Source organism: Rouxiella chamberiensis, from assembly GCF_026967475.1.
Classification (GTDB): domain Bacteria; phylum Pseudomonadota; class Gammaproteobacteria; order Enterobacterales; family Enterobacteriaceae; genus Rouxiella; species Rouxiella chamberiensis.
This window is the reverse complement of sequence record NZ_CP114058.1, coordinates 2,590,985-2,602,317: the sequence shown is the minus strand read 5'-3', so window position 1 is coordinate 2,602,317 and position 11,333 is coordinate 2,590,985. Positions and strand designations below refer to the sequence as shown.

Sequence of the window (11,333 nt, the reverse complement as noted above, 5' to 3'; positions counted from 1 at the left end):
TAACCAGAAAATAAATCCGTTGTGATAACAGCACGTTAAATAATAGTAGTTAAGAGGCGTATTCATTTTACTGCGCCGTGAGTTGCTATTTGGAGTCTTCCTCCGAGAAGCTAGGGGTTAATATGTTTGATATCGTTGAGCTGTCGCGTTTACAGTTTGCCTTAACGGCCATGTACCATTTCCTTTTTGTTCCATTAACGCTCGGCATGGCGTTTTTGCTGGCCATCATGGAAACGGTGTATGTCCTCTCCGGCAAACAAATCTATAAAGATATGACCAAATTCTGGGGCAAGTTGTTTGCCGTAAACTTTGCGCTGGGTGTGGCGACCGGTCTTACCATGGAATTCCAGTTCGGCACAAACTGGTCCTATTTCTCGCATTACGTCGGCGACATTTTTGGTGCGCCGCTCGCCATTGAAGGGCTCATGGCCTTTTTCCTCGAGTCCACGCTGGTGGGGCTGTTCTTCTTTGGCTGGGATCGCCTCTCCAAAGTGCAGCATATGACCGTGACCTGGCTGGTTGCGCTCGGCTCCAATCTTTCGGCGCTGTGGATTCTGGTCGCCAACGGCTGGATGCAGAATCCGGTCGCCTCCGAATTCAATTATGAAACCATGCGCATGGAGATGGTCAGTTTCTCCGAGCTGGTGCTTAATCCCGTCGCGCAGGTGAAGTTCGTGCACACCGTCGCCGCTGGCTACGTCACGGGCGCGATGTTTATTCTCGCCATCAGCTCCTACTATTTGCTGAAAGGTCGAGATACCGCCTTTGCCAGGCGCTCCTTTGCCATCGCCGCCAGTTTTGGTCTGGCCGCCACGCTGTCGGTCATTGTTCTTGGCGATGAATCCGGCTACGAAATGGGCGACGTACAAAAAACCAAACTGGCCGCCATTGAAGCCGAATGGGAAACCCAGCCTGCTCCCGCCAACTTTACGCTGATAGGTCTGCCCAATCAGGAAAAAATGCAAAATAGCTATTCCATTCAGATTCCCTATCTGCTGGGGTTGATTGCTACCCGTTCCACCGACGGTCAGGTCACCGGCCTTAAAGAACTGATGGCACAGCACGAAGTCCGCATCAGAAACGGCATCAAGGCCTACACCCTGCTTGAAGCATTGCGTGCCGGAGATTCCACACCCGAAGTACGCAGCGCATTCGAAAAAGCCAAGGTAGATTTAGGGTACGGCATGCTGCTGGCGCGCTATACGCCAAAAGTCAGCGATGCCACCGAGGCGCAGATTCAACAGGCAACGAAAGACTCCATTCCCCGTGTTCTGCCGCTGTACTTTGCCTTCCGCATTATGGTTGCAGGCGGGTTCCTCATCCTGCTTATCATCGGTCTGTCTTTCTTCACCGTATTGCGCGGCGAGATTGGCAAGCGGCGCTGGCTGCATCGCCTTGCGCTGTATGGTCTGCCGCTGCCGTGGATTGCCATCGAGGCAGGCTGGTTTGTTGCCGAATATGGCCGTCAGCCCTGGGCGATTGGCGAAATCCTGCCGACCGCCGTTGCCAGCTCCACACTGACCGCTGCCGACGTGCTGACCTCCATGCTGCTGATTTTGGGCCTGTATACGCTGTTCCTGATTGCAGAAATGTATCTGATGATCAAGTTCGCGCGGCTTGGGCCGAGCAGTCTCAAAACGGGTCGCTATCATTTCGAGCGTGCGGTTACGCCCGTCCAGCAAGCACAGTAAAAAGGAAAACCCATAATGTTTGATTACGAAGTGTTGAGGTTTATCTGGTGGGTACTGATAGGTGTGCTGTTTATCGGCTTTGCGGTTACCGACGGTTTCGACATGGGCGTCGGCGTCCTGCTGCGAATTATCGGTAAGACCGACACCGATCGCCGAGTAATGATTAACGCCATTGCTCCGCATTGGGACGGCAATCAGGTCTGGCTTATCACGGCGGGCGGCGCGCTCTTTGCAGCCTGGCCCATGGTCTATGCCGCAGCATTTTCGGGCTTTTATGCGGCAATGATTCTGGTGCTGTGCGCCCTGTTTTTCCGCCCACTCGGTTTTGACTATCGCGGCAAGGTGGATGACGCACGCTGGCGAAACCTGTGGGACTGGGGCATTTTCATCGGCAGTTTCGTGCCGGCGCTGGTGTTTGGCGTTGCCTTCGGTAATTTGCTGCTGGGTGTGCCGTTCCACGTTGACGACTATTTACGTCTTTATTACACCGGAAATCTGCTGCAACTGCTTAACCCGTTCGGCCTGCTGGCCGGAATAGTCAGTCTCACGATGCTGCTGACACAGGGCGCAACCTATCTGCAAATGCGCACTACCGGTGAACTGCGTCTGCGCAGCCGCAAGGCCGCCGAGATTTCCGCGTTGGTAATGATGGCTTGTTTCCTGATTGGCGGTATCTGGCTGGTAAAAGGCATTGATGGCTACGTGATTACCTCTGCCATCAACACCGCCGCCGAGTCGAATCCGCTGCGTAAAACGGTGGTGCAGCAGGCAGGCGCGTGGCTGCTCAACTTTAATCGGCTGCCCGTACTTTGGGGGATCCCGCTTCTGGGTCTGATTTTACCTTTATTTACCGTTCTGCTTTCGCGGCTGAATAAAGGTGCGTGGGCTTTCCTGACATCGTCGCTCACCATTGCCTGCGTCATATTGACGGCCGGTGTGACGATGTTCCCGTTTGTCATGCCTTCAAGCACTATGCCTGCGGCCAGCCTGACGATGTGGGATGCCACCTCAAGTCTGCTTACATTAAAAGTCATGACGATCGTTGCCTGCATCTTCGTGCCCATCGTGCTTCTTTATACCAGCTGGGCCTACTACAAAATGTTTGGTCGCCTGGATAAAAACTTTATCGAAAACAACACACATTCGCTGTATTAAATTCTACGAGAGGGGAGTGTAACGCTATGTGGTATTTTGCCTGGATCCTCGGAACCCTGCTGGCCTGCTCGTTCGGTATTATTACCGCGCTGGCCTTTGAGCACTGCGAAGAAAACAAAACTGCCAAAAGCCGTCAATAGATTGCACTGCGGCGTGGAATTTCGACGCCGTGGTCAACCTGACTTGCCCGAATGGCATAAAGAAGAAGCGGGCGGATAGCTCGCTTTTTTTACATGATTTACAAAGCACTGACACTGTCATTTCATTGTGCCGAATCGGCTCATAATTATTTTCATTCCAGAGTTGCAACCCATTCCAAACGCCAAATCAGTTGCGTATAGTAGGGCCGTCAAATTGCAATACGGGATGTAGAGTGAGTAATTCGTTGTTCCGATGGCCTGTCCGTGTTTATTACGAAGACACCGATGCAGGCGGCGTGGTCTACCACGCCCGTTACGTCGCCTTTTTTGAAAGGGCTCGCACAGAAATGTTGCGTCAACGCAACTTTCATCAGCACCAGTTGCTGGAAGAACATGTCGCTTTTGCTGTTCGCCGAATGACGGTTGATTATCTGGCACCGGCACGTCTTGATGACCTGTTGGACGTCCAGAGCGAAATAACCGCAATCCGGGGAGCTTCACTCACCTTTGCACAACGAATTCTAGATTCGCATGGCAATCTTCTGTGTAGTGCAGAGGTTTTGATTGCCTGCATCGATCAACATCAAATGAAGCCACGAGCGCTTCCTAAGTCTATTGTCGCGGAGTTTAAGCAGTGACTGACATGAACATTTTTGATTTATTTTTAAAGGCCAGCATCCTGGTTAAGCTGATCATGCTTATCCTGATCTGTTTTTCCATTGCTTCCTGGGCAATCATCATCCAGCGCACCAAAGTGCTGAATGCTGCGACCCGCGAGGCCGAAGCGTTTGAAGATAAATTCTGGTCCGGTATCGAACTTTCACGTCTGTATCAGGAAAGCCAGGGCCGCCGCGACAGCCTGAGCGGTGCCGAGCAGATCTTCCATTCCGGTTTCAAGGAGTTTGCCCGTTTGCATCGCGCCAACAGTCATGCCCCTGAATCCGTGATTGAAGGTTCGTCCCGCGCAATGCGTATCTCGTTCAACCGCGAGCTTGAAACGCTGGAAATGCACATTCCTTTCCTGGGCACCGTGGGTTCCATCAGCCCGTATATCGGCCTGTTTGGTACGGTCTGGGGGATCATGCATGCCTTTATCGGTTTGGGTTCAGTTAAACAGGCAACCCTGCAAATGGTCGCGCCCGGCATCGCCGAAGCATTGATAGCCACGGCAATCGGCCTGTTTGCCGCAATTCCGGCGGTTATGGCCTACAACCGTCTGAACCAGCGCGTCAACAAGCTCGAACAAAATTACGATAACTTCATGGAAGAGTTCACGGCTATCCTGCACCGTCAGGCTTTCTCTCGCGAAAGCAGTCATTAAGGGAGGACAGCATGGCTCGAGTACGAGGTCGTCGTCGTCGCGAACTAAAGTCTGAGATCAATATCGTTCCACTGCTCGACGTGTTGCTGGTGCTGCTGCTTATCTTTATGGCAACGGCGCCTATCATCACGCAGAGCGTGGAAGTTGACCTGCCTGACGCGACAGACTCTAAAACCGTCTCCACCGATGACAACCCGCCGGTTATCGTCGAAGTCTCCGGCGTAGGTCAATACACCCTCGTCGTAGACCATGAAAGAATGGAACAATTGCCGGAGCAGCAGGTCATTGCAGAAGCGACCAGGCGCATTCAGGCCAATCCGAAGACCGTTTTCCTGATTGGCGGCGCGAAAGAGGTGCCTTACGATGAAATCATCAAGGCGCTGAATCTGCTGCACCAGGCTGGCGTGAAATCGGTAGGCTTGATGACGCAGCCAATCTGATAGCAGGCCAAGTGTGACATTTAATTTAAACCTGGTCGGTGTACGTCATAAAAGCACGTGTACCGACCGGGCTTTAGCAATCCTGTGTTGGGAAATCTATTTTGGTAAAGGCAACTGCAACTGAACAAAACGATAAGCTCAAACGCGCCGTTATTGTTTCGGTCGTTCTGCATATCATCTTGATTGCCCTGTTGGTCTGGAGTTCTCTCGAAGAGGAAACCAGCATGAGCGGCGGCGGTGGCGGCAGTGATATTTCGGCCGTAATGGTAGATTCCGGTGCCGTGGTCGATCAATACAACCGTGAACAGCAGCAACAGGCCGATGCAAATCGCGCTCAGCAATCACGTCAGAAAAAATCCGAACAGCAGGCGGAAGAGTTACAACAGAAGCAGGCTGAACAGCAACAGAAGCTGAAAGAGCTGGAAAAAGAGAGGCTCGAAGCGCAGCAGGCCGCGCAACAGCAGAAGGCAGAACAACAGAAGCAGGCCGCAGAAGCTGCGAAAGAAGCGGCCCAGCAGCAGAAACAGGCTGCCGCCGAGGCGGCAAAACAGGCTGCGCAGCAACAGAAGGAAGCCGCTGCCGAAGCCGCAAAAGAAGCGGCTGAAAATGCCAAGCAGGCCGCCGCAGATGCCAAGGCCGCTGCCGTGAAGGAACAGCAAAAGCAGGCGGCTGACGCCGCAGCCAAAGCCAAGGCCGAAGCCGACAAAGTCGTCAAGGCGCAGGCCGATGCGCAGAAGAAAGCCGAAGCCGAAGCTAAAAAGCAGGCTGAAGCCGACGCTGCCGCCGCGGCAACGGCTGCCAAGAAACAGGCACAGGCCGAGGCGAAAAAGCCGCTGCCGATGCCGAGAAGAAAGCGGCTGCCGAAGAGGCGAAACAGGCTGCGGCCGACGCCAAGGCCGCTGCGGCCAAAGAAGCCGCCGAAGCCAAGGCCACTGCAGCGAAAGAGGCTGCCGCCGCCAAAGCGGCTGCGGCGAAAGAAGCCGCTGCCAAAGAGGCCGCCGAAGCGAAAGCCGCGGCTGCCAAGGAAGCTGCGGCCGAGAAAGCGGCTGCGGCCAAAGCGGCCGCCGATGCCAAGAAGAAAGCGGCTGCGGCCGCTGCGAAAGATTCTGCCGATGTCGATGATCTGTTTGGGGGCTCGCCTCGTCCAAAAACGCGCCGAAAGGCGGTTCCGGCGCGCCGGCAGGGCAGGGCAAGAACAAATCTGCGGGAGCCTCAGGTGCAGATATTGCCGATTACGGCAGTAAAATTCAGGCAGCCATCAAGAGTCGTTTCTATGATTATCAATCATACATCGGCAAAACCTGTACGTTACGGGTGAAGATGGCGCCAAACGGCACTCTGCTGGACATCCAGTCCGAAGGTGGCGATCCTGCACTCTGTCAGGCTGCCATTGCGGCAGCGCGTCAGGCCAAGTTCCCGGCGCCTCCGTCACAGGCTGTGTATGAAATATTTAAAAACGTACCGTTAGACTTTAAGCCACGGTAAAAGCTTTCTAACGTGATGATATTTAAAGGCTCAGCCGATAATGTCTCACTTTAGGATATTTACGATGGCTTATCCTGTGTTTATGTAGTTTTGTGTGCATTGGTTTGTTAAAATTCTGCTAGTTTATCGCGGAATGAATAGGCCGGTCAGGCGTCGCGACTCGCAGGCCTCAGGGCAGTAAAAAGAAGCTGGAAACCGTGCATCCCCAACATGGAATCGGGGAGTCTCATGCGCGGTTCTTCGGCTGCTTGTAACGAGGCCCTGCGAGGCGCAAGATTTCTTTCGGGCTCTGAGTCCAGATAAGGGAGATACAATGAAACAGGCAATTCGAGTAGCGTTCGGCCTATTGGTTATGTGGGCGTCGGTATTGCATGCGGAAGTTCGCATCGAGATTACCCAGGGTGTTGATTCCGCCCGTCCGATTGCAGTAGTACCTTTCAAGTGGGCCGGTCCGGGAACTCCTCCTCAGGATTTGGGCAGCATTGTGGGCGCTGACTTGCGTAACAGCGGCAAATTCAATCCTATCGATAACGCGCGTATGCCGCAGCAACCGGGTACAGCGGCCGAAGTGACCCCTGCCGCCTGGAGCGCGCTGGGCATCAACGACGTCGTTGTCGGTCAGATTCAGCCCGGCGGTGACGGCAGCTACCTGGTTTCATACCAGCTGGTTGACACTTCTGGCGCGAGCGGCACGGTGCTGGCTCAGAATCAGTATAAAATCACCAAAGAGTGGCTGCGCTATGCGGCGCACACCGCGAGTGACGAAGTCTTCCAGAAGCTGACCGGTGTGAAGGGCGCATTCCGCACCCGTATCGCCTACGTCGTGCAGACCAATGGCGGGAAATTCCCGTATGAACTGCGCGTAGCGGACTACGACGGCTACAATCAGTTTGTTGTGCATCGTTCTCCAGAGCCTCTGATGTCTCCGGCCTGGTCGCCAGACGGCAGCAAACTGGCCTACGTGACCTTTGAGAGCGGTCGTTCTGCCTTGGTTGTACAAACACTGTCCAACGGTGCCGTAAGACAAATCGCCGATTTCCCGCGTCACAACGGTGCGCCGGCGTTCTCTCCTGACGGTACCAAACTGGCGATGGCCCTGTCCAAATCCGGCAGCCTGAACCTGTATGTAATGAATTTATCGTCTGGCCAAATCAGCCAGGTGACTGATGGACGCAGCAACAGCACTGAACCGGCATGGTATCCCGACAGCCAGAATCTGGCGTTCACCTCGGATCAGGGCGGTCGTCCTCAGCTGTATAAAGTAAATATTAATGGCGGTGCGCCACAACGTCTGACGTGGGAAGGTTCTCAGAACCAGGACTCGGACGTAAGCACTGACGGGAAATTCCTCGCTATGGTGAGTTCCAACGGTGGAAGTCAGCACATCGCCAAACAAGATCTGGAAACCGGAGCCGTTCAAGTATTAACGGACACGTTCCTGGATGAAACGCCTAGTATCGCGCCGAACGGCACCATGATTATTTACAGCTCCTCACAGGGACTGGGCAAGGTGTTACAGTTGGTCTCGACTGATGGGCGTTTCAAAGCGCGTCTTCCGGCAACCGATGGACAGGTCTCATTTCCTGCCTGGTCGCCGTACCTGTGATGCATGTTTAGATATGTATGGCAAATTATAAAAAGGATCAACGAGATGCAACTTAACAAAGTGCTGAAAGGGCTGCTGCTGGCCGTGCCTGTAATGGCAATCGCTGCTTGTAGTTCACACAAGAGCGCAGACAACGGTCAGGCTGGTTACGGCGCTGGCACTGGTATGACTTCTGGTTCTGAAAACGGCAATATGTCTTCAGAAGAGCAGGCGCGTGCGCAGATGCAAGAGCTGCAGAAGAACAACATCGTTTATTTCGGTCTGGATAAATATGATGTGTCTTCCGACTATGCTCAGATGCTGGATGCACACGCTGCATTCCTGCGTAGCAACCCGTCTTACAAAGTGACTGTTGAAGGTAACGCCGACGAACGTGGCACACCTGAATACAACATCGCACTGGGCGAGCGTCGTGCAACTGCAGTTAAAATGTACCTGCAGGGCAAAGGCGTTTCTGCTGACCAGATCTCTATCGTTTCTTACGGTAAAGAGAAGCCAGCTGTACTGGGTCACGACGAATCGGCTTACGCCAAAAACCGTCGTGCCGTACTGGTATACTAAGAGAATCGCATGAGCAGTAACTTCAGAACTCACCTGTTGGGTCTGTCGTTACTGGTTGGCGTAGCGGCCCCCTGGGCCGCTACTGCCTCGGCACCAATCAGTAATGTCGGCTCAGGCTCGATAGACGATCGAGTCACCACTCTTGAACGTATTTCCAACGGTCAAGGCCAGCTTTTAAATCAACTTCAGCAACAAGTCTCTGACAACCAAGGCGATATCGCCAATCTTCGCGGTCAGATTCAAGATAACCAATATCAGCTGAAACAGATAACCGATCGCCAGAACCAGATCCTGCAGCAGATTGCTTCCCTGCAAAGCTCTGGCGGCACGCCTGCGCCTTCTGCGGGGGCATCGGCCGGTGCAGCGGCGTCCGACGAGGGTGCGGCAGCGCAACCGTCTGAAGGCGGCTCCCAGGCCATGACCGGTAACCCTGATACTGACTACAACGCGGCGGTTTCGCTGGCGCTGGAGAAAAAACAGTACGATCAGGCAATTTCCGCGTTCCAGGCTTTTATCAAGCAGTATCCAACATCCACTTACCTGCCTAATGCCAATTACTGGTTAGGCCAGTTGTATTACAACAAGGGTAAGAAGGATGACGCGGCCTATTATTATGCGGTCGTGGTTAAAAATTATCCGAAGTCACCAAAAAGCCCTGATGCAATGTATAAGGTCGGGATCATCATGCAGGAAAAAGGCCAGAGCGATAAAGCAAAAGCCGTGTTCCAGCAGGTGGTTAAACAATACCCGAACAGCGAATCCGGCAAATTGGCACAAAAACGTTTATCTGCAAAATAAGCGTCATTCAGGCCCGAAAAATAACCATATCGCGTGTTTTTCGGGCTCGAATGTATGAAGAACGAGCAGTCAGTCAGTTATCTCGAAATTAGGGTTGCGCTGCTCAGATAAATCAGTAATATATGCCGCCGTTGCCCAGACAAAGTGTTAAAGCTTAAATCGGTCAACAAATTAAGCAGATTAGTGGGTCGTTAGCTCAGTTGGTAGAGCAGTTGACTTTTAATCAATTGGTCGCAGGTTCGAATCCCGCACGACCCACCACTGTTTAATAAGTATTTCGAAGTCCATGTAGCAAGCAGTAAACAGAGGGTCGTTAGCTCAGTTGGTAGAGCAGTTGACTTTTAATCAATTGGTCGCAGGTTCGAATCCCGCACGACCCACCACTGTTTAATGTTGAAGAAAGTTTAAGAAGTACGTCAGTTAGAAGAGGGTCGTTAGCTCAGTTGGTAGAGCAGTTGACTTTTAATCAATTGGTCGCAGGTTCGAATCCCGCACGACCCACCACTTCTAAGAAAAAAGCGCCTAAAGGGCGTTTTTTGCGTTTTGGAGCCACGATAAAATTCGACGACGCAAAACGGCCAGACTCCGAGAGGGAGTGTGGGTGAGAAGCTGCGTTCAGGTTCGAGCCGAGCGAAGCGAGACGACAACGCGACAGCGTTGCCCGCAGGGTGAGGCCAGCGGCCGAATCAATCCCGCACAACCCACCACTTCCAAGAAAAAAGCGCCTAAAGGGCGTTTTTTGCGTTTTGGAGCCACGATAAAATTCGACGACGCAAAACGGCCAGACTCCGCGAGGGAGTGTGGGTGAGAAGCTGCTTAACCTTCCCGTATAAATAAATCCCTTTCTCTTGTCTTGCCTCTAGAACTGAATACTTCCCCAATCCTCAATCCCCTCTCATGAAATGTTAAATTTTAAGCCACTTAAACAACATGCGCACATCGCATAAAATTCAGGCGACTTTTTCTCGGTATCAGGGTATTTTGTTTAGCATATAAAACAAATGCGCTCTAAAGAGTGCGATTCGCTGACTTGCCTGTCTTTTTACTGTTTAACGAGATGATGAGTGATGAGTGAGACCCTTGATCTGAACGCCACGGTTTATCCTTTTCCGCCTAAACCCGCTCCTCTGAATGACGAGCAGAAAACCTTTTATAAAGAGAAGATTAAAAGGCTGCTCAAAGCGCGCGATGCGGTGATGGTGGCTCATTACTATACCGACCCCGAGATTCAGGCTCTGGCCGAGGAGACAGGCGGGTGTGTGGCCGACTCGCTGGAGATGGCACGGTTTGGCAGTCAACATCCTGCGTCGACCCTGCTGGTCGCCGGGGTGCGCTTCATGGGTGAAACCTCAAAAATCCTCAGTCCGGAAAAGACGGTGCTCATGCCCACGCTGCACGCAGAGTGCTCGCTGGATCTCGGTTGTCCCGAGCAGGCCTTTTCTGACTTCTGTGACCGTCATCCGGACCGTACCGTGGTGGTTTACGCCAACACGTCGGCAGCGGTGAAAGCTCGCGCCGACTGGGTGGTTACCTCGAGCATTGCCGTCGAACTTATCGAACACCTTGATAGCCTTGGCGAAAAAATCATCTGGGCTCCCGATAGGCATCTCGGAAACTACGTTCGCAAGCAGACCGGTGCAGACGTACTGTGCTGGCAGGGCGCCTGTATCGTTCATGACGAGTTTAAAACCCAGGCGCTGACCCGCATGAAAGCCTTGCATCCCGATGCGGCCGTGCTGGTGCATCCAGAGTCGCCTCAGGCGATCGTCGATATGGCCGACGCGGTCGGTTCAACCAGTCAGCTGATTCAGGCGGCCAAAACGTTGCCGCATCCCAAACTTATCGTGGCGACCGATCGCGGTATTTTCTACAAGATGCAGCAAGCCTGCCCAGAGAAGGAGCTGTTCGCGGCACCGACGGCGGGAGAGGGCGCGAGTTGCCGCACCTGTGCGCATTGTCCGTGGATGGCGATGAACGGGCTGAAGGCGATTGCCGAAGGGCTGGAGCGGGGCGGGAAGGAACATGCCATTGAAGTGGATGAAGCGCTGCGGGTGAAGTCGTTAATTCCGCTAAACCGCATGCTGGACTTTGCGGCGCAGTTAAAGCACCGCGCTCAGGGCAAGGCCTGAACGCGGC

Annotated in this window: 10 protein-coding genes, 3 tRNA genes, 1 other RNA gene and 1 pseudogene; all 15 read left to right on the top strand. The window is 53.3% G+C overall.

The window, feature by feature from the left end; translation table 11 throughout:
• Positions 1 to 122 precede the first annotated feature (122 nt).
• The 15 genes and pseudogenes from cydA to nadA all read left to right on the top strand — a co-directional run bounded on the left by cydA (position 123) and on the right by nadA (position 11,326).
• On the top strand, positions 123 to 1,691 hold the full coding sequence (gene cydA, locus O1V66_RS12105; protein WP_045046205.1) for a cytochrome ubiquinol oxidase subunit I: 1,569 nt from the start codon (positions 123 to 125) through the stop codon (positions 1,689 to 1,691).
• A 15-nt stretch (positions 1,692 to 1,706) separates the two neighbouring features.
• On the top strand, positions 1,707 to 2,846 hold the full coding sequence (gene cydB, locus O1V66_RS12100; RefSeq protein WP_045046206.1) for a cytochrome d ubiquinol oxidase subunit II: 1,140 nt from the start codon (positions 1,707 to 1,709) through the stop codon (positions 2,844 to 2,846).
• A 26-nt stretch (positions 2,847 to 2,872) separates the two neighbouring features.
• Complete coding sequence (gene cydX, locus O1V66_RS12095) at positions 2,873 to 2,986, top strand: cytochrome bd-I oxidase subunit CydX (protein ID WP_072045034.1); 114 nt, start codon at positions 2,873 to 2,875, stop codon at positions 2,984 to 2,986.
• 233 nt (positions 2,987 to 3,219) lie between these two features.
• Positions 3,220 to 3,624: a tol-pal system-associated acyl-CoA thioesterase gene (gene ybgC / locus O1V66_RS12090; protein ID WP_045046207.1), complete on the top strand. Its 405-nt coding sequence runs from the start codon at positions 3,220 to 3,222 to the stop codon at positions 3,622 to 3,624.
• Positions 3,621 to 4,307 carry a Tol-Pal system protein TolQ gene (gene tolQ / locus O1V66_RS12085; RefSeq protein WP_045046208.1) on the top strand — a complete coding sequence of 229 codons (687 nt, stop codon included), beginning with the start codon at positions 3,621 to 3,623 and terminating at the stop codon, positions 4,305 to 4,307. The genes ybgC and tolQ overlap by 4 nt, the downstream gene beginning before the upstream one ends.
• An 11-nt stretch (positions 4,308 to 4,318) precedes the next feature.
• Positions 4,319 to 4,747, top strand: coding sequence for a colicin uptake protein TolR (gene tolR / locus O1V66_RS12080; protein WP_045046209.1), 429 nt, complete (start codon positions 4,319 to 4,321; stop codon positions 4,745 to 4,747).
• Positions 4,748 to 4,848: 101 nt separating this feature from the next.
• Positions 4,849 to 6,232, top strand: a pseudogene (gene tolA, locus O1V66_RS12075) (cell envelope integrity protein TolA).
• A gap of 313 nt (positions 6,233 to 6,545) precedes the next feature.
• On the top strand, positions 6,546 to 7,838 hold the full coding sequence (gene tolB, locus O1V66_RS12065; RefSeq protein WP_045046211.1) for a Tol-Pal system beta propeller repeat protein TolB: 1,293 nt from the start codon (positions 6,546 to 6,548) through the stop codon (positions 7,836 to 7,838).
• A 45-nt stretch (positions 7,839 to 7,883) separates the two neighbouring features.
• Entirely contained in the window at positions 7,884 to 8,399 is a 516-nt protein-coding gene (gene pal, locus O1V66_RS12060) for a peptidoglycan-associated lipoprotein Pal (protein WP_045046212.1), read from the top strand.
• A 9-nt stretch (positions 8,400 to 8,408) separates the two neighbouring features.
• The gene (cpoB, locus tag O1V66_RS12055; RefSeq protein ID WP_045046213.1) at positions 8,409 to 9,197 is read left to right on the top strand and encodes a cell division protein CpoB; all 789 of its coding nucleotides are present in this window, start codon (positions 8,409 to 8,411) and stop codon (positions 9,195 to 9,197) included.
• 185 nt (positions 9,198 to 9,382) lie between these two features.
• Positions 9,383 to 9,458 (top strand) — tRNA-Lys (locus tag O1V66_RS12050).
• Positions 9,459 to 9,504: 46 nt separating this feature from the next.
• Positions 9,505 to 9,580 (top strand) — tRNA-Lys (locus O1V66_RS12045).
• Between the two features lie 45 nt (positions 9,581 to 9,625).
• Positions 9,626 to 9,701: transfer RNA gene (locus O1V66_RS12040), tRNA-Lys, on the top strand.
• A 77-nt stretch (positions 9,702 to 9,778) separates the two neighbouring features.
• Positions 9,779 to 9,904: non-coding RNA, RtT sRNA (locus O1V66_RS12035), on the top strand.
• 360 nt (positions 9,905 to 10,264) lie between these two features.
• Positions 10,265 to 11,326, top strand: coding sequence for a quinolinate synthase NadA (nadA, locus tag O1V66_RS12030; RefSeq protein WP_045046214.1), 1,062 nt, complete (start codon positions 10,265 to 10,267; stop codon positions 11,324 to 11,326).
• Positions 11,327 to 11,333: the final 7 nt, after the last annotated feature.

What these genes read in the sequence shown, in the direction of transcription:
- cydB (WP_045046206.1), top strand. Translation starts at nt 1,707, where the DNA reads ATGTTTGATTACGAAGTGTTGAGGTTTATCTGGTGGGTACTGATAGGT.
- pal (WP_045046212.1), top strand. Translation starts at nt 7,884, where the DNA reads ATGCAACTTAACAAAGTGCTGAAAGGGCTGCTGCTGGCCGTGCCTGTA.
- cydA (WP_045046205.1), top strand. Translation starts at nt 123, where the DNA reads ATGTTTGATATCGTTGAGCTGTCGCGTTTACAGTTTGCCTTAACGGCC.
- cydX (WP_072045034.1), top strand. Translation starts at nt 2,873, where the DNA reads ATGTGGTATTTTGCCTGGATCCTCGGAACCCTGCTGGCCTGCTCGTTC.
- cpoB (WP_045046213.1), top strand. Translation starts at nt 8,409, where the DNA reads ATGAGCAGTAACTTCAGAACTCACCTGTTGGGTCTGTCGTTACTGGTT.
- tolB (WP_045046211.1), top strand. Translation starts at nt 6,546, where the DNA reads ATGAAACAGGCAATTCGAGTAGCGTTCGGCCTATTGGTTATGTGGGCG.
- nadA (WP_045046214.1), top strand. Translation starts at nt 10,265, where the DNA reads ATGAGTGAGACCCTTGATCTGAACGCCACGGTTTATCCTTTTCCGCCT.
- tolR (WP_045046209.1), top strand. Translation starts at nt 4,319, where the DNA reads ATGGCTCGAGTACGAGGTCGTCGTCGTCGCGAACTAAAGTCTGAGATC.